Genomic DNA, 17046 nt, shown 5'->3' on the forward strand with positions numbered 1-17046 from the left:
ATAACCGGTGGACCGGCACCGGCGACCCACCTAGTCTTCCGCCGAACCGTACGACCTTCCGTCCGAAGAGGTGCATTTCATGACTGTCCGGGTAGCCGGCTCATCGCTGACCACTCCGACTACCCTTTGGACGTAAGGAATCCCCGAAGTGGATCTACCCCGTAGCTTCACCATCCGCGAGAGCGGCCACCGCATCCACAACCCGCTCACCAGCCGGAAACTGGCCGTCCTGGGCGAGGCGCTGAACCCGGCGCCCGGCACCCGGATGCTCGACCTGGCCTGTGGCTCGGGCGAGCTGCTGTGCACCTGGGCCCGAGATCACCGCATCACCGGAACGGGCGTCGACATCAGCACCGCGTTCGTGGCCAAGGCCCGGGCGCGAGCGATCGAACTGGACGTCGCCGACCAGGTCACCTTCACCCATGGCGACGCGTCGAACCACGTTGCCGGCGACCCGGTCGACATCGGGTCGTGTGTCGGTGCGTCCTGGATCGGCGGCGGCGTCGCCGGCACCGTGGACCTGCTCCGCCGCAGCCTGCGACCGGGCGGCATGATGCTGGTCGGCGAACCGTTCTGGCGCCGGGAACCCCTGGACCAGGCCACCGTCGAAGGCTGTCACGCCACCAGCGCGGACGACTTCCACCTCCTCCCGGAACTGCTGGAACAGTTCGGGGAGCTGGGTTGTGACGTCGTGGAGATGGTCCTGGCCGACCAGGACAGCTGGGACCGCTACGTCGCGGCCCAGTGGCTCAACACCCGCCGCTGGCTGGACGCGAATCCCGACGACGAGTTGGCAGAGCAGATGCGCGCGGAACTCACCGACGCTCCGGCACGCCACGCGCGGTACCAGCGTGAGTACCTCGGCTGGGGTGTGTTCGCTCTGATGGACCGCTGACACCAGTGATGTGAGTGAGTCCCGGTGACCCGACACCGGGACTCCCTCACATCCGGTCAGCAGGCGTGTAGCGCCAAAACGACCGCACCGACACCGCACAGCCCACCACGATCACCATGCACACCAACGCCGTTCCCGACCAGGCCACCGCGAGCGGCAACGCCGAAGCCATGATCCCGGCGCGCAGGTCACCGAGCCGGGGACCGCCGGTGACGACCACCGTGTACACCCCCTGCAGCCGCCCGCGCAGCCGGTCGGGGACCGCCGTCTGCAGGATCGTCTGCCGGTACACCGCGCTGACCAAGTCGGCCGCGCCCGCGATGACCAGCAACACCACCGCCAGCCACAAGCTCGGCGCGAGTCCGGCCAGCGCGACCGCGCCCGCCCAGACCGCCACCGCCGCCGTGAGGGCGGCTCCTTGGCGGCGCACCCGGCCGATCCAGCCGCTGGACACCCCCGCCAGCACCGAGCCGAGCGCGATCGCGGCGTACAGCAGGCCCACACCGCCGTGCCACTTCGTCTCGGCCGCCTCGGGGAACAACGCCGTCGGCATGGCCAGCACCATCGCGAAAACGTCGACCAGGAACGACATCAGCAGGACCCGGCGGCCGGCCAGGAAGCGCAAGCCGTCGAGGACCGAGCGCAGGCCGGGGCGGCCGAGGGGGTCCGCCGCGGGCAGGGGCGGGAGCCGGAAAGTCGCGTAGAGCGCCGCGGTGAACAACACCGCGTCGGCGCCGTAGGCGTAGCAGAACCCGTTCGGGAGAACGAGGAGCACGCCCGCGACGAGGGGCCCCAGCACCTGCCCGACCGTCGACGCGGTGTAGGTGAGCGAGTTGGCCGCGGGCACCAGGCCGGGCGGGACGAGGGCCGGGACGATCGCGCCGCGGACGGCGGACGACACCGCGAAGCCGCCGGACTGCACCGCGACGAGCGCGAGGATCAGCGGCACCGACCCGAGTCCGGCCACCGCCTGGGCGAGCAACGCGAGCGTGACCGTCCAGGTGAGCGCCGACGACGCCAGGTACAGGCGGCGCCGGTCCACGGCGTCGGCGACCGCGCCGCCGTAGAGCCCGAACACCAGGATCGGGACGAGCCCGGCCAGCCCCGCGAGACCGACGTCGAACGACGAGTGCGAGAGGTCGTAGATCTGCACCGGCACGGCGACTTCGGTCACCACCGTCCCGACCACCGCGGCACCTTGGCCGGCGAACGTCCGGCGGAACACGGGGTCCGCCAGCGGTCGCGTGTCCATCGCGACGCGGCGGAGGCGGTTGGTCGTCATGCGCTCACGTTCGCAGCAGCCACCCGGGCGGCACTTCCGATAATCTGTCGACTTGTGTCAGAAAACCGCCACCGGCACGCGGCCGGCCACGTCATCGAGCGGCACCGGCACGACGAACACCAGCTCGTTCACGTCATCCGGGGCGTGCTCGCGGTCCGGACCGACCGCGGCGCGTGGGTGGCCTGCGCCGGCCGCGCCGTCTGGATCCCCGCCGGCACCTGGCACGAGCACCGTGTCTACGGCGCCTCCGAGGTCCTCACCCTCATGTTCCCCGTCGACGACGCGCCGTTGGACGGCAGCGCGCCCGCCGTCGTCGCGGTCGGCGCGCTGCTGCGCGAACTGCTCCTGGCGAGCACCGATCCCGGCCTCGACGCCGCCGAAGCTTCCCGGCTCCACGCCGTCCTCCGCGATCGGCTCCGCCGCGCCCACGACCAGCCGCTGACGCTGCCCGAGGCCCGCGACCCCCGGCTGGCCCACGCGTGCCGCCTCGTCACCGACGACCTCAGCCGGCCCCGGACGACGGCGTGGCTGGCCCGGCACACGGGCACCAGCGAGCGCACGCTGTCCCGGCTGTTCCGCCTCGAGTTCGGGACCACCTACCCGCAGTGGCGCACCACGACCCGCGTGTTCCACGCGATGATCCAGCTGGCCGAGGGCGCCGGCGTCACCCAGACCGCGCACCGCTGCGGCTGGGCCACACCGAGCGCGTTCGTCGAAACGTTCACCCGCACCATGGGCCGGACGCCCGGCAGCTACCGGGCCATGGTCCGGTGACGGCCGGCGGCCAGCACCGCCGCGAGGCCCTCTCGCAGATCGTTGACGAAGTAGCCGGGAACCTCCAGCGACGGGAAATGTCCCCCGGCTTCCGGCTCCTCCCAGCGGACGATCCGCCGGAACCGCTCCTGCGCCCAGGGACGCGGGCACTTCTCGATGTCCCGCGGATACACGCTGATCGCCGACGGGACGTCGACCCGGAGTTCGGGGTCCAGCGAGTTGTGGCTCTCGTAGTAGATCCGGGCCGCCGACGCGCCGGTGCGCGTCAGCCAATACAGCGTGACGTCGTCGAGGACGCGGTCCCGTGAGATCGTCTCGAAAGGACTGTCCGAAGTGTCCGTCCACTCGGCGAACTTGTCCAGGATCCAGGCGAGCAGCCCGACCGGTGAGTCGACGAGCGAGTAGCCGATGGTCTGCGGCCGGGTGGCCTGCTGCTTCGCGTATGCCGCGCGGTGGAGCCAGAATTCGCGGGTTTCCGCTGCCCACTTGCGCTCGGTCGCGGTCAGCCCGTCCGCGGACAACCCTGGTGGCGCCTGCGCGGTCGTCGTGTGGATGCCGAGAACGTGCTCCGGGAACCGGCCGCCGAGGATCGTGGTGATCACGCCTCCCCAGTCGCCGCCGTGGGCCAAGAACTTGTGGTAGCCAAGCCGTTCCATCAGTTCGACCCAGGCGGCCGCGATCTTTTCGGTTCCCCACCCGGTGGTGGCGGGCTTGTCGCTGTAACCGAAGCCCGGCAACGACGGCGCCACGACGTGGAACGCCGGCGCAGCCACCTCTTCCGGATTCGCCAGCTCGTCCATCACGTCGGCGAACTCGGCGACGCTGCCCGGCCAGCCGTGCGTCAGGAGCAGCGGCGTGGCGTCCGCACGCGCGGATCGACGGTGCAGGAAGTGGATTCCCAGGTCGTCGATGGTCGTGCGGAACTGCCCGATCCGGTCGAGGCGCGCTTCGAACGACCGCCAGTCGTACCCGGTGCGCCAGTAGTCCACGAGCTCGACGAGGTCGGCGAGGGGAACGCCCTGTTCCCATCGCCGCTTGACCGTCTCGGCCTCCGGCAGCCGCGCCGCGGCCAGCCGTGCGCGCAGGTCGTCGAGGTCGGCGTCGGTCGCGTGGGCTTCGAATGCTTGCACGTCGGGCATGAGACCTCCTGGCCATCGTGGAACCGGCTAAGACGGTTCTAACACGGGTCGCCGCTCAGGGGCAACCTGCTAAGCTGGTTCCATGCGCGCCGAGGTCCCTGGTTTCCGTCTCGGCAACGTGCTGGCGACCAGCTTCACGGGGACGCTGTCGGAGCGTCGCGGCGACTCGGTGGAGCGCATTCCCACGCCCGACCGGCTCGTCGAGTGGCTGGCGGTGAGCGGGCTCGCCGTGGAGTCCTGCACCACCGCCCAGCTCGAACTCGCTCGGGAGCTGCGGGAAGCGATCCACGCGGCCGCGACCGCGGCCGCGACCCAAAACGCTCTCCCCGCGGCCGCGGTCCAGGTCATCAACGACCGCAGCGCGCAGGGCCGGGCCGCGGCTGTCCTGACGCCCGAAGGCGAACGGCGCTGGCGGCTCAGTTCGCCTTCCGCCGTGGAAGACGCGCTGGGCGTGATCGCCGCCGACGCGATCAGCATCATCGCGGGCGAACGAGACGGAAAACTGGCCTTGTGCGCCTCGCCGACCTGCCAGGCCGCTTTCTTCGACACCAGCCAAAGCCGCACCCGCCGGTGGTGCGACATGAACACGTGCGGGAACCGGCAGAAGAAAGCGCGCTTCACCGCCAAGAAGCGCGGGATCAGCGAGCCAGGGTGAGCAGTTCGTCGATCGCCTGCCCGGAACCGTCGTAGGTGAGGTAGGCGATGGCGAACATGGGGGCGATCACCTGGCTCCACGTGTAGAGCCGGTCGCCGTCGAGCCCGCACGCGGTCGCTACCCGTTGGCAACGGGTCTCGACACCCTCGTGCCCGGCGCCTGCCACGACGTAATCGACGGCGTCGAAGCACGGATCGCCGACGCACGCCTTGGGATCGATCGCGACCAGGCCACGCGAGGGGCCGCCGTCGAGGACGTTGCCGAGGTGCAGATCGCCGTGCAGCAACACCAGCGTGGACTGGGTGTCCAGCAATTCGCCGCAGCGCCGCCTCGCCCGCTGCCAGGTGTCTCGGCTGATCCGGGTGCCGATGGCCGGTTCGGACAGCCGCCGGCCGATGCGGGTGAAGGCCTCGTCACATCGACCGCGGAGGTGCGACGGCCAGCCCTCGGGCGGGGCCACGGCGTGCAGCGCGGCGAGCAACTCTCCCCACTGCCGCGGCAACGACGTCTGGGGCAGGTCTTCGGCCTCGGTGCCGGGCCGGACCTCTTCGAGCACCATGGCACCGGCCTCGGCGTCCATGGCCAGCACGGCCGGCACCCGGCCCGACGACGCGAACACGCGCAGCATTTCGCCCTGCTGGGTCAGCAGCGCCCGATCCGGGCTGAGCTTGAGCACCGCCGGCGTTCCGTCCGGCCACCGGCACCGCAGGACGATGGAGGACGCTCCGCTCTCGAAAGGCTCGCCGAGCACGAGCCCCCAGCGGGAAGCCAGCCGCGCGGCGAGGGCCGGAAGCTCCGCGAGCCACGCCTCGGCCGCGGGACCGAATCGACTGACCAACCGTGTGCCGGCTTCTCCCAGCACTATGAGCGGCCGATCCAGGGACTTCCGGCGCCCGGCCGGGTCACGCTGCCGCGGGGCGGCAGGTCGAGGACGTCGATCCACCAGGCCCGGCGGCCGCGCCGCATGACCTGGTCGGTGCCCCACAGGCGAGCGACGTGCGGGTCCGACCCGGTGGTCCAGCCGAGCGCGCACGAGGCCGGCTCACCCCGCGGCCCGACGAACTCCCCGAACGCACCCAGAATCTCCACCCCGGCAAGGTAGCGCGGCGCCAGGCCCCTGACCGCGGCCCGGTGATGAGTTCTCGCGCCCGCTCCCGTCTCACTTAGGACAAGACACCCCGAGGCGGAAGGATGACGTGATGAGCGCGGACACGCGGCTGCAAGAAGTGGACGAACCGGAGTTCACCGGACTGGCCCAACGACACCGGCGGGAACTGCACGTCCACTGCTACCGGATGCTCGGCTCCTTCGAGGACGCCGAGGACACCGTCCAGGAGACCTTGCTCCGGGCCTGGCGCCGCCGGGACACCTTCGAAGGCCGGTCGACCTTCCGGGCCTGGCTCTACCGGATCGCCACCAACGCCTGCCTTGACCTGCTCGCCAAGATCCGCCCCGAGCCCGCCACCGGGGGTGAAGTCCGCTGGCTGCAGCCCTACCCCGACCAGCTGCTCACCCCCGAGGACGCCGCCCTCGCGCGGGAGACCATCGAACTCGCCTACCTCGTCGCCGTTCAGCACCTTGCGCCGCGGCCGCGGGCCGTGCTCATCCTGCGGGATGTCGTCGGCTGGCCCGCGAAGGACGTCGCCGAGCTGCTCGGGGACTCCGTCAACTCCGTGAACAGCGCCCTCCAGCGGGCCCGCGCCGGGTTGCGGGCGCACCTGCCCGCCGAACGGCAGGACTGGACCGGCGGCCCGGACGACGCCGGCACCCGGGAGCTCGTGCGCCGCTACACCGAGGCCAGCGTGGCCACCGACGTCGACGCGCTCGCCGCCCTGCTGCGGGACGACGTCCGCTGCTCGATGCCACCGACCCCGGGCCTGCACGTCGGCCGGGACGCCGTCGTGAACGACTGGGTCGAGAGCGGCTTCGAGAGCATGACCGGCCTGCACGCCGTCCTCACCGGAGTGAACCGGCAGCCCGCCATCGCCTTCTACCAGTGGCAGGAAGAACACGACGCCTACCTGCCCCTGACCATCGACGTCCTGCGCGTCACCGGTGGGTTGATCACCGAGATCGTCACCTTCCACGCCGACCGGTTCCCGCGGCTCGGCCTGCCGGAAAAATTCTCCGAAGAGGCTGTCGGATCCGGGCCGGGGCGTTCGTAGCAGGGGTGAGGCCGCCCGAAAGGGGCGGCGCCGAAGACAGGGAGCCCCGATGAAGCTGACCACCATGACCCAGCTGACCCTCGACGGAGTCGTCCAGGGCAATGGCGGCGCCTCGGCGGAGGACCGCCGGAACGGGTTCGAACGCGGCGGCTGGGCCCTGGGGAAGGGTGCCGACGAGACCCGGGCGTTCATCACCCGGACCTACCAGGACGCCGACGCGTTCCTCTTCGGCCGGCGCACCTACGAGCTGTTCGCCGGCGCCTGGGGACCCCAGGACGCCCACCCCATCGGCGCCGCCCTGAACGCCGCCCCCAAGTACGTCGCCTCGACCACGCTCACCGAGCCGAGCTGGGCGAACTCCACCGTGCTCCGCGGTGACCTCGCGGCGGCCATCCGGGAGCTGAAGGCCGCGCCCGGGGGCGAACTGCAGGTGCACGGCAGCGGCACCCTGGTCCGGTGGCTCCTGGCGAACGACCTGGTCGACGAAATGACCCTGATCGTGGTCCCGGTGGTCGTCGGCCAGGGCACGCGGCTGTTCCCGGAAACCGGCCCGGACCTCGCGCTCGACCTGGTTGACTCGCGGGTCGACGCCCACGGCGTGACGATCCAGGTCCACCGGCCGGCCGGCCGCCCGCAGTACGCGACCGCCTGACCACGACGGGAGAACGAGCATGCGCTACCTGGTTTCCGTGATCGACGACAAGAGCAACCCCGGCAGCACTGACCGCCAGCCCCTGATCAGCGAGTTCAACGAGCGGCTGATCGCCGATGGCTACTGGGTCTTCGCGGGCGGGCTCGCGGACACCGACGCGGCCACCGTCGTCGACAACCGCGGCGAGCAGGCGGTGGTCACCGACGGGCCCTTCCTCGAGTCCAAGGAGTACCTCGCCGGCGTCTGGGTGTGGGAGGCCCCCGACCTGGACGTCGCGCTCGAGCTCGCCACCGAGGCGTCGAAGGTCTGCGACCGCAAGATCGAAGTGCGGCCCTTCCTGTGACCGACGTCGAAGAGGCGATCACCCGGGCGCACCACGCGGAGTGGGCCCGGGTGGTCGCCGCCCTGACCAGGCGCTTCGGTGACCTCGACGTCGCCGAAGAGGCGGCTGCCGAGGCGTTCGCGATCGCCGTCGAACGGTGGCCCGCCGACGGCGTGCCCCCGAACCCGGGCGCCTGGCTGACCACCACCGCCCAGCGCAAGGCCATCGACCGGATCCGGCGTGAAAGCAAGCGCGACGACAAGCAGAAGGAGGCGGGGCTGGTGTACGACGACGACCCGCCCGAACCCCTCGGCGCCATCGACGACGACCGGCTCCGGCTCGTCTTCACCTGCTGCCACCCGGCCCTGGCGGTGGAAGCCCGCGTGGCGCTGACGCTGCGCATGGTCGGCGGCCTGACCGTGCCCGAGATCGCCCGCGCCTTCCTGGTCGCCGAAAGCACCATGGGGCAGCGGATCACCCGCGCGAAGGCCAAGATCAAGGCGGCCCGCATCCCCTACCGCGTGCCGTCCGCCGGAGATCTGCCGGCTCGCGTCTCCGGCGTGCTGACCGTCCTCTTCCTCGTGTTCAACGAGGGTTACCTGGCGACCGGCCCGGACACCGATCCGGTGCGCCACGACCTGACCGCCGAGGCGATCCGGCTCACCCGCCTGATCCACGCCCTGCTGCCGGACGACGGCGAGGTGACCGGGCTGCTGGCGCTGATGCTCCTCACCGAAGCCCGCCGCCCCGCCCGCGTCTCGGCCGGCGGCGAACTGGTCGCTCTCGACGAGCAGGACCGCGGGGCCTGGGACGCGGCGCTGATCGCCGAGGGCCACCGGCTGGTGCGCGAACGCCTGGCCGCTCGCGTGGCGCCGGGCCGCTACCAGATCCTGGCCGCGATCAACGCCGTGCACACGTCCGCACCCGACATGCGCGACACCGACTGGTCGCAGGTCCTCGCCCTCTACGACCAGCTCGTCCGCATCGACGCTTCGCCGATCGTCGCGCTCAACCGGGCCATCGCGGTCGCCGAGCTCGACGGCCCGCAGGTGGCGCTGGCGGTGGTCGACCAGCTCGAGCCCCAGCTGGCCGGCTACCACCCGTTCCACGCCACGCGCGCCGACCTGCTGCGCCGGCTGGGCCGTGGTCCGGAAGCGCGCGCGGCCTACGACAAAGCCATCGAGCTGGCGGGCAACACGGCCGAGACCGCGTCCCTGACCCGCCGCCGCGACCAGCTGCCTACCGGGGGCTGAGGTACCTCAGCAGCACGCTCGCGCCGTCCGTGAGCACCGAAGCCAGCTCCAGCGACGCGGGATCGAGCGCCCCGCCGACCGCCGCCCGGCTCGACGCTCCCGCCACCAGGAAAGGCGCCACGGTCAGGCGGAACTCGTCGACGACGCCGGCCTCGATCAGCGAACCGAACAGCCGGGGCCCGCCCTCGCAGTCGATGCGGCCGAGTCCTTCGGCCACCAACGTCTCGACGACCCGCGCGGCCGAAACGCCCGTCGAGCCCGCGACGAACACCCGGGCGCCGTTCGCCGTCCATTCCTCACGCAGCGAAAGCGGCGCCGCCTCGGACGTGAACACCAGCGTCGGGACCGCCGCCTTCGTGATCACCGGGGCGTCCGCGGGCAGCGACCGCCCGGTCGTCACCACCGCGACCGGCGCGATCGGGGCCAGGCCGAACCGGCGGCGGCGCTCGGCCGTCCGCTCGTCGGGGCGCATGCCCTCGAAGCCCTCCGCCATCGCCGTGCCCGCGCCCACCAGCACGACGTCGGCGAGGTCGTTGCCGAGCCGGTAGACGATCCGGTCGGCCGGGGTCGACAGGCTCGCCGAGCGCCCCTCGACCGTGATCGCGCCGTCCGCGCTGGACACGAAGTTGACCGCCACCCAGCGCGGATCGGCCGGGTACCGGTACAGCTGCTCCAGGTCGTGGTCGTCGAGGCCGCGCTCGACCGGCCAGATCTGCCGGATCACTCCCATCGGACCGCCTTCGCCGGCGGGCGCGTGCCCGCGATGCTCGCCGCCATCTCGGCCACGTGCCGCGTCGCGCGCACGTGCCGGGTCCGGATGATCGCCGCGCCCGCCGACGCCGCGAGCGCCGCCAGCGCCAGGCCGGCCGGGGTCCCGTCACCGGCCACTTCCACCAGCACCGGGACGTCCTCCGACAGGGACGGCGCCGACCGCAGCACGCCGACGTCCAGCACGAACCCGGGTAGGTCGGCTTTCGAGGAGCCGGCGTAACCGGCGCCGAACCGCGCCGCGACGTCGGTGAGGTCGGTCCGCGCGAGGATCAGGTCCGCGCCGGCCGCGCAGCCGGCCGCGGCCACCGAAGCGTCCGCGGTGTCGACGGCCAGGAACAGGCCCGGGAACTTGTCCCGCGCCCACGAGATCAGGGGTTCGACGCCGGATCCGGCGAAACCCACGAGGTCGGCGCCGTCCTCGACGGCGCTCACGACCGCCTCCCGCGCCGCGTCGGGCTCCGGGAGCACCTGGATCGCGGCCAGCACCAGCGCGCGGTCCCTGCTCAACCGGCGGCCCCGGAAGACGAGGTCGGGGGTGTTCATCGCGCTCTCCCTGCTGGACGTCCGTGCCTCGCGATCATAAGCGAGCCAGGGAGAGAGCATTCTTCGCCGGCAGGTGGCGGGGCCTCGTCGCCGGGCCACCCGTCCGTGGCGGAACTCCTCAGGAGGCGATGGCCTCGTTGATCGCCAGCAGCTCCTGCGCGGTGCGCGTGGCGGTGAATTCGATGACTTCGTAGCGGGCGAGCCGCTGGACGACGAACGGGTCGCTGGCGAGCACCGCGTCGAGCTTGCCGCGCAGCACCGACCGCGTGAGGATCACCTGGTCGGCCGCGCCGTTCCCCTTTCCGGAAACGAGGAAGACCCCCTTCGTGAATTGTTTGCGCAACCATTCCGAATGGTCCGGCAGCGCATAGTCGACTTCTGTCTCGGGTGCCGTGTAGGTCAGCAGGGCGATGTACATGATTCGATGGTAGAACCCTTCCGGCCGGGACGCATCCGCCTGGCGAGTGTCGCGCCGCACTTGTTTTCCCCTTATTCGGTCAAGAACACCGCAATTCCTTTACCCGCGCTTTTCGATATTCTTCGCCATTGCCGTACGCCCGTCGTCGTACGCCGCGGTGCCGCCACCGGGCCGACGCGGTGACACCCTCCCGGGCGCGACACTCCATCCCATGAACGCTTTGACCCGGATCCGGCACGACGGCAGGCGAGCCGAGAAGATCGCCTACGCCGTCGGCGCGGCGCTGTTCGTCGGCGGCGTCGTCCACGCGATCGTGCTCATCGCCTCCGGCGGCTCGTGGCTGGGCCCGCTGTCGATGCGCAAGGCCGTCACCTTCGGCCTGTCGTTCGGGCTGACGCTCGCGTCGGTCGCCTGGGCGACGTCGTTCCTCACCCTCCGCCCGCGGCCGCGGACGATCCTGCTCGGCGCGTTCACCACCGCGAGCGTCGTCGAGGTCGTACTGGTCAGCATGCAGGCCTGGCGGGGGGTGCCGTCGCACTTCAACTTCGAGACGCCGTTCGACACCGCCGTGTCGATGTCGCTCGCCGCGGGTGGCGGCGTGCTCGTCCTGGTCGTCATCGGCTTCACCGCCGCGGCGCTGGTCGAACCCGGGCCGGAAGCGGCGAGCCTGCGCCTGGCCGTCCGCGCCGGCCTGGTCGTACTACTGGTCGCGCTGGCCACCGGCGCGGTGATGATCGGCCGCGGTGTCGTCGCGGCGCGCGGCGGCGACCCGCAGGCCGCGTACACGACCGCCGGCTCGCTCAAGCCGCTGCACGCGGTCGCGATGCACGCGATCCTCGTCCTGCCCGCGCTGGCCTGGGTCCTGCGGTTCACGCGCTGGCCCGAGGCGCACCGGCTGCTGGTCGTGAAGCTCGCGGTCGCCGCCGACGCCGTACTCACGGCGGTCATCGGTGTCGAGTCCTTCACCGGCGTCTCACCGTTCGCCGCACCGCTGCCGGTGCTGGCTCTGTCCGTCCTGGCCGCGGCGGCGCTGGCCGGTACCGGGATCTACGCGCTGTCCGGCATTGAACCGCCCGTCCGATTCACCCGTGTCCCCATCGGGAAGGCAAGGGGCCGGTAAAGCGGCGGACGGAGACCACGCGTGCGGCACGGTATGACCACCAGAGGCCTTTTCCAGCAGAGCGCGGCGCACAGCCCGTCGTTCTTCTCCGTGGCGCGCGCGATGGGCCAGCACGCGGACGACCTCGCGGACTTCTGCATCCCCTGCAACCCGTACTTCCCCACCGACGAGATGTTCGGCGAGCTCGAGCGCAACCTGCGCACGATCCTCAAGTTCTACCCGAGCGACGCCGGCGCGATCACCGCGCAGCTGGCGCACGTGCTGCGGCTCAACCCGTCGACGATTTCGCTGGCCAACGGCTCGACCGAGCTGATCACCTGGATCGACCGGCTGCTGGTGGACGCCAGCATCGCGGTGCCGATCCCGACGTTCGGCCGCTGGACCGACCAGCCGCTGGAGACCGGCAAGCGCGTCGACATGTTCCTGCTCAAGGAATCCGACAACTTCGAGCTCCGCGTCGACTCCTACGTCGACTTCATCAAGCGCCGCGGCTCCCGGGTCGCGGTGCTGTGCAACCCGAACAACCCCGACGGCGGTTACCTGCCGCGCCGCGAGGTCGTCCGGTTCATGGACGCCCTCGAAGACCTCGACCTCGTGGTGATCGACGAGTCGTTCATCGACTTCGTCGAGGCCGAGATGAGCCCGTCGGTGGCCGCCGAAGCCGTCGTGCGGCCGAACGTCATCGTGCTGAAGAGCCTCGGCAAGAACTTCGGGCTGCACGGGATCCGGTTCGGCTACCAGGTGTCGAACCCGGCGTTGACGCGCAAGCTGTCCGGCGCGCTGCCGAAGTGGAACCTGAACTCGCTGGCCGAAACGGTCATCTTCATGCTCGCCGAGCACCGCACGGAGTACGAGGACAGCCTCAAGAAGCTCGCCCTCGACCGGTTCATGATGAACTCGCAGCTGAACCAGTTCCAGGAATTGACGGTGTTCCCGTCGCAGGCGAACTTCCTGCTCGTCAAGCTGCCCGGTTCGGTGGACGGCGCCGAGCTGTGCGACTACCTGCTCGCCGAGCACCACCTGCTGGTACGCCAGTGCGGCAACAAGATCGGCATGACCAGCCAGTTCATGCGCTTCGGGGTGCGGCCGGACACCGAGGTCGAGCGGCTGGTCGAGGGCCTGCGCGGGGTCGAGCGGCTGGGTGGCGGCGGGCGCCACACGCCGACGATCGAGCTCGTCGCGCACTCCCGCGAGCCGGAACGGTCGATCAGCTGAGCACGTGGGCCATGGCCGGCTCGACGGCGAACGACCGGCCGTTCGCCGAGCTGGACCGCTCGGGCCGCACCCGGCGCCTGCGCCGGCTCGCCGAAGCCGCGTTGACCGACTACGACGTGCCGGTCGCCCGGCTGACCCCGCTGGGCCGCGGGCTCAACACGACGTTCCGCGTCGACGGCGCCGACGGCCACCGGTACGTGCTGCGGGTGGAGCGCGCGGACGGCCCGGGTGCCGCGCAGGTGCGCGCGGAGATGGCGTGGCTTTCCATGCTGCGCAGGGAAACCGACCTCGTGGTGCCGCGGCCGGTGCCGACGCGGGCGCGGGACCTGGTCACCGTGGTCGCCGACCCGGCCGTGCCGGAGCCGCGGACCTGCGTGCTCTGCCACTGGGTCGACGGCCGGTTCGTCGACGAGCGGCTCAGCGCGCCGCAGCTGTACGCGGTGGGCGAGTTCACCGCGCGGCTGCACCTGCACGGCGCCCGGATGAACGGCCTCGACCGAGGGCGCGTCGACGACCTCACCGAGTTCGGCCGGTCCCAGGTGGACGGTTTCTCCGACGCCGCCCTCGACCGGGCGGTGACGCTGGCCGGCGGGGACGAACGGGTCCGCGCCGCGGTCGAGCGGGTCCGCGTGGTGCGGGCCGGGCTGGGGTGCGGCGCCGACGTCTTCGGCCTGGTGCACGGCGACCTGCGCCAGGTGAACTACCTGTTCCACCGCGGGCGCGTCCGGGCCATCGACTTCGACGACTGCGGGTACGGGCACTACGCCTACGACCTCGCCGTGGCGCTCGACGAGCTCAAGCACCTGCCGCAGCGCGCCGAGCTGCGGGAGGCGCTGCTGGACGGCTACCGGTCGGTGCGCCCGGACGGGGCGACGACCGACCCGGCGGTGCTGAACGCCTTCGCCGGCCTGCGCCGGGTGCAGCTGCGGCTCCGGAGCTGACGCTACAAACCGCCGCTACAATTGCTACATGGCCGGACGATCGAGCAACGCCACCAGCACCCGCGACCGCCTGCTGCTGGCGGCCGGGCAGCTGCTGCACGAGGCAAACGGCGGGGCGGTGTCGACGCGGGCGATCTGCGAACGCGCCGGCGTCCAGGCCCCCACGCTGTACCACCACTTCGGTAGCAAGCAGGGCCTGCTCGACGCCGTCGTCAACTACGGGTTCACGCAGTACGTGCAGGCTCCGGCGCCGGGCGGCGACCCGGTCGACCGGATCCGCGCCGGCTGGGACCGGCACGTCGAATACGGCCTGGAGAACCCGCAGTTCTACGTGCTGCTCTACGGCCAGATCGAGCCCGGCGTGCCGTGCAACCTCACCTCCAGCGCCGAAGCGATGCTGCTGGAGCTGTTCACGCCGCTGGCGCGCGACGGCCGGCTGCGCGTCGAGGCCGCGGAGGCCGCGCGGCAGTTCGCGGCGGCCAACAGCGGGGTCACGCTCAGCCTGATCGCGCAGCCCGAAGAGACCCGCGACCTGGCGATGTCCGCGCAGGTCCGTGAGTCGGTGCTGGCCGGGCTGCTCGCCGAGCGGCCGGCCGAAGGCTCGTCCGTCGGCGCGCTCGCGGTCGCTTTGTCGACCCAGCTCGCGGACGACGTCGACGCGTTGACCCCGACCGAGCGGCAGATGCTGCGGGAGTGGCTGCACCGCCTCTCGAACTGACCGCGCTACATTTGCTACATTAGCTCATATGACAAGTGTAGTGAACCTCGGCACCTACGGCGTCTTCCTGTCCCCGCACCGCGACGACGTGACGCGCAAGCAGCACGCCGTCGCGGCGGACGCGCTCGGTTACGGCACGGTCTGGCTCGGCACCGGGCGCGCGTCGATCAGCGACCTCGCCTTCGTCGAAGACATCCTGGCCTCGACCGAGCGGATCACCGTGGCGACGGCGATCGTGAACGTCTGGGCCGACGAGCCGGAGGCGCTGGCCGAGTCGTACCACCGGCTCGCGGACCGGTACGGAAAGCGCTTGCTGCTGGGGATCGGCGTCGGCCACCCCGAGTCCGTCACCGGGTACCACAGCCCGTACGCGACGCTCGTCGGCTTCCTCGACCGGCTCGACGCGGCCGGCGTGCCCGCCGAAGCCCGGGTGCTCGCCGCGCTCGGCGACCGGGTCCTGGAACTGGCCCGGGACCGCACGGCGGGCGCGCACCCGTACCTGGTGCCGGTCGCGCACACGCGGCACGCCCGGTCGGTCCTCGGCGCGGGCAAGATCCTGGCCCCGGAACAGAAAGCCGTCCTCGGCGACCCCGAGGAGGCCCGCGAAGTCGGCCGCGCCTTCATCCGCGAGCCCTACCTCGGGCTGCGCAACTACGTGAACAACCTGCTGCGCCACGGGTACACCGACGCCGACGTCGCGGGCGGCGGCAGCGACCGGCTGATCGACGACCTCGCGCTGCACGGGACGGCGGAGGACGTCGCGAAGGGGCTGCGGTCCCATGTGGACGCCGGAGCCGACCACGTGGCCGTCCAGGTGATCGGCCGGTCGGCCGAGGTGGAGGCCGAGAACCACCGGAGGCTGGCCGAAGTGCTGCTCTGACCAGCTTTTCGCGGCCTCGAGGCCCGGCGAGCGCGCCCAACGTCTTGAATGAGGCATTCAGGACTTCGGACCTGGATCCACCGAGCAGCGAGTGCTGAAGGTGCCCTTCCTCGCGTGATGAGAGGAAGGGCCCTTCGCTGCACCAGATGAGCCGAAGCCAACGCGGCGGTCGATGTCCAAGGCTCCCAACGGAACGCGGCGCGGGCACCGGTCGTGGTGAGGTGGATCAAGGTGCTCCTTTGGCGACGAAAGTGATCGCCGGAGGCCGTGAAGCGACACGGAACGAGCGCGCGGAGGGCACACTTCTGCCTGGGACGGCAGAACGTGTCGAGTCAAGGGGGCTGAGTAGCCACTACCTCCGTGCGTAGGCCCATCCGGGGCGCATCCGTACCGTAGCACGGGATCAGCGGGCGGCGTCCGCGGCTTTCTGCGCGGCGGTGGCGGCTCTGTCGGCCTGGTCGAAGGCCTCCTCGGCCTGTTCGAACTCCGCCGTCGCGCGCTCGGCGCGTTCCTCGGCCTCCGCCAGGCGGGCACGCAGGTCCTCGACGCGGGCCGTCGCCTGCTCGGCCGCGCGTTCGGTGCGGACGAGGTCGCGCTCGGCCACCGCGCGTTCCTTGGCCAGCTCGGCGGCCTCCTTGCGCAGGCGCTCGCGTTCGGCGCGGACGCGTTGGCGTTCCGCCCGGTCCGCTTCCTCGCGCCGGTGGTCCTTTTTGGGCTTGGCCGGTTCGGCCTTTTCCACCATCCGGGCCGGGCGCTTGGCCTTCGACGGCGGCGCGGCGGTCGCGGCGAGGGTGAACCACTGGTCGGTGTCCTGGTGCGCGACCGACGTCAGCCGCCCGGCCAGGGCGAGCGCCGCGGTGTCCGGGTCGGCCGCCACGGCCTCCAGGGTCGCCTCGACCTCGCGGGAGACGGTGTCGCTCATCGACGGCAGGCCGTGGACGATCCGCCGGACGAGCTCGCCGCGGCGCCGGGTCAGCGCGCGCAGGTCGTCGCCGGCCAGCCGGGTGTGCGCGTCGCGCAGCTCGTCGCCCAGCTCGGCGAGTTCCCGCAGCTCATCGGGGTCGTCCCGGGCCAGGCGGTTGACGATCGCGGCGGCCGTGGTCGGCTTCCGCAGCTCCCGGATCTTGGCCGCGAGCTCGGCGTCTCCCTCGGCCTTCGCGGCTTTCGCCGCCGCGTTGCGCGCGCTGACGAACTCCGCGAGGTCACCCCCGTAGAGCTCGCCGGCCACCGTGTCGAAGTCCATCGCGCTCCAGCGAACCACATCGGACTGGTGCGAGCACCTGCGACGAGTCATCATCGGGGA

20 protein-coding genes are annotated in these 17046 nt (G+C 71.6%); 12 read left to right on the forward strand and 8 right to left on the reverse strand.

Going from position 1 to position 17046, the window contains the following annotated elements:
- The first annotated feature begins 148 nt into the window (after positions 1-148).
- Positions 149-895: an SAM-dependent methyltransferase gene (locus ABFJ78_RS47320; RefSeq protein ID WP_436394046.1), complete on the forward strand. Its 747-nt coding sequence runs from the start codon at positions 149-151 to the stop codon at positions 893-895.
- Between the two features lie 46 nt (positions 896-941).
- Here the strand turns inward: ABFJ78_RS47320 and ABFJ78_RS47325 are convergent, their stop codons facing one another.
- Entirely contained in the window at positions 942-2177 is a 1236-nt protein-coding gene (locus ABFJ78_RS47325) for an MFS transporter (RefSeq protein WP_436394048.1), read from the reverse strand.
- Positions 2178-2231: 54 nt separating this feature from the next.
- On the opposite strand from ABFJ78_RS47325, the gene ABFJ78_RS47330 reads away from it, so the two are divergent.
- The gene (locus ABFJ78_RS47330; protein WP_436394049.1) at positions 2232-2951 is read left to right on the forward strand and encodes an AraC family transcriptional regulator; all 720 of its coding nucleotides are present in this window, start codon (positions 2232-2234) and stop codon (positions 2949-2951) included.
- Here the strand turns inward: ABFJ78_RS47330 and ABFJ78_RS47335 are convergent.
- Positions 2930-4090 (reverse strand): epoxide hydrolase, encoded by a 1161-nt coding sequence (locus ABFJ78_RS47335; RefSeq protein WP_436394051.1) that lies wholly within the window; start codon positions 4088-4090, stop codon positions 2930-2932. The two genes, ABFJ78_RS47330 and ABFJ78_RS47335, sit on opposite strands and share 22 nt — an antisense overlap.
- Positions 4091-4172: 82 nt before the next feature.
- On the opposite strand from ABFJ78_RS47335, the gene ABFJ78_RS47340 reads away from it, so the two are divergent.
- Positions 4173-4745, forward strand: coding sequence for a CGNR zinc finger domain-containing protein (locus tag ABFJ78_RS47340; RefSeq protein WP_436394052.1), 573 nt, complete (start codon positions 4173-4175; stop codon positions 4743-4745).
- Here the strand turns inward: ABFJ78_RS47340 and ABFJ78_RS47345 are convergent.
- Entirely contained in the window at positions 4729-5583 is an 855-nt protein-coding gene (locus tag ABFJ78_RS47345) for an aminoglycoside phosphotransferase family protein (RefSeq protein ID WP_436394053.1), read from the reverse strand. The two genes, ABFJ78_RS47340 and ABFJ78_RS47345, sit on opposite strands and share 17 nt — an antisense overlap.
- A gap of 23 nt (positions 5584-5606) precedes the next feature.
- Positions 5607-5834: a hypothetical protein gene (locus ABFJ78_RS47350; protein WP_436394054.1), complete on the reverse strand. Its 228-nt coding sequence runs from the start codon at positions 5832-5834 to the stop codon at positions 5607-5609.
- Between the two features lie 110 nt (positions 5835-5944).
- Here ABFJ78_RS47350 and ABFJ78_RS47355 point away from each other — a divergent pair, with 110 nt between their 5' ends.
- Genes ABFJ78_RS47355 through ABFJ78_RS47370 form a run of 4 tightly spaced genes read left to right on the forward strand, consistent with a single transcriptional unit; the run spans position 5945 to position 9137 of the window.
- Positions 5945-6910, forward strand: coding sequence for an RNA polymerase subunit sigma-70 (locus tag ABFJ78_RS47355; protein WP_436394056.1), 966 nt, complete (start codon positions 5945-5947; stop codon positions 6908-6910).
- Positions 6911-6959: 49 nt separating this feature from the next.
- Positions 6960-7562 carry a dihydrofolate reductase family protein gene (locus tag ABFJ78_RS47360; RefSeq protein WP_436394057.1) on the forward strand — a complete coding sequence of 201 codons (603 nt, stop codon included), beginning with the start codon at positions 6960-6962 and terminating at the stop codon, positions 7560-7562.
- A gap of 19 nt (positions 7563-7581) precedes the next feature.
- A complete protein-coding gene (locus tag ABFJ78_RS47365; RefSeq protein WP_436394058.1) occupies positions 7582-7905 on the forward strand; it encodes a YciI family protein in 324 nt (107 codons plus the stop codon).
- On the forward strand, positions 7902-9137 hold the full coding sequence (locus tag ABFJ78_RS47370) for an RNA polymerase sigma factor (protein ID WP_436394059.1): 1236 nt from the start codon (positions 7902-7904) through the stop codon (positions 9135-9137). Before ABFJ78_RS47365 ends, ABFJ78_RS47370 begins: the two co-directional genes overlap by 4 nt.
- Here ABFJ78_RS47370 and ABFJ78_RS47375 read toward each other — a convergent pair.
- The 3 genes from ABFJ78_RS47375 to ABFJ78_RS47385 form a co-directional block, all read right to left on the reverse strand.
- On the reverse strand, positions 9124-9861 hold the full coding sequence (locus ABFJ78_RS47375; RefSeq protein WP_436394105.1) for a dihydrofolate reductase family protein: 738 nt from the start codon (positions 9859-9861) through the stop codon (positions 9124-9126). The two genes, ABFJ78_RS47370 and ABFJ78_RS47375, sit on opposite strands and share 14 nt — an antisense overlap.
- Entirely contained in the window at positions 9858-10451 is a 594-nt protein-coding gene (locus ABFJ78_RS47380) for a dihydropteroate synthase (RefSeq protein ID WP_436394060.1), read from the reverse strand. Before ABFJ78_RS47380 ends, ABFJ78_RS47375 begins: the two co-directional genes overlap by 4 nt.
- A 118-nt stretch (positions 10452-10569) precedes the next feature.
- Positions 10570-10869, reverse strand: a complete 300-nt coding sequence (locus ABFJ78_RS47385) for a YciI family protein (RefSeq protein WP_372664258.1) — start codon at positions 10867-10869, stop codon at positions 10570-10572.
- 211 nt (positions 10870-11080) lie between these two features.
- Here ABFJ78_RS47385 and ABFJ78_RS47390 point away from each other — a divergent pair, with 211 nt between their 5' ends.
- Genes ABFJ78_RS47390 through ABFJ78_RS47410 form a run of 5 tightly spaced genes read left to right on the forward strand, consistent with a single transcriptional unit; the run spans position 11081 to position 15743 of the window.
- Positions 11081-11989, forward strand: coding sequence for a hypothetical protein (locus tag ABFJ78_RS47390; protein WP_436394061.1), 909 nt, complete (start codon positions 11081-11083; stop codon positions 11987-11989).
- A 33-nt stretch (positions 11990-12022) separates the two neighbouring features.
- Positions 12023-13204: a pyridoxal phosphate-dependent aminotransferase gene (locus tag ABFJ78_RS47395; RefSeq protein ID WP_436394062.1), complete on the forward strand. Its 1182-nt coding sequence runs from the start codon at positions 12023-12025 to the stop codon at positions 13202-13204.
- An 11-nt stretch (positions 13205-13215) separates the two neighbouring features.
- Complete coding sequence (locus tag ABFJ78_RS47400) at positions 13216-14145, forward strand: phosphotransferase enzyme family protein (RefSeq protein ID WP_436394063.1); 930 nt, start codon at positions 13216-13218, stop codon at positions 14143-14145.
- A gap of 28 nt (positions 14146-14173) precedes the next feature.
- Positions 14174-14863, forward strand: coding sequence for a TetR/AcrR family transcriptional regulator (locus ABFJ78_RS47405; protein ID WP_436394064.1), 690 nt, complete (start codon positions 14174-14176; stop codon positions 14861-14863).
- Between the two features lie 28 nt (positions 14864-14891).
- Positions 14892-15743, forward strand: coding sequence for a TIGR03620 family F420-dependent LLM class oxidoreductase (locus tag ABFJ78_RS47410; RefSeq protein WP_436394065.1), 852 nt, complete (start codon positions 14892-14894; stop codon positions 15741-15743).
- Positions 15744-16146: 403 nt separating this feature from the next.
- Here the strand turns inward: ABFJ78_RS47410 and ABFJ78_RS47415 are convergent, their stop codons facing one another.
- Positions 16147-16986 carry a hypothetical protein gene (locus tag ABFJ78_RS47415; RefSeq protein ID WP_436394066.1) on the reverse strand — a complete coding sequence of 280 codons (840 nt, stop codon included), beginning with the start codon at positions 16984-16986 and terminating at the stop codon, positions 16147-16149.
- Positions 16987-17046 lie beyond the last annotated feature (60 nt).

This window comes from Amycolatopsis sp. MEPSY49 (assembly GCF_051337345.1).
GTDB lineage: Bacteria > Actinomycetota > Actinomycetes > Mycobacteriales > Pseudonocardiaceae > Amycolatopsis.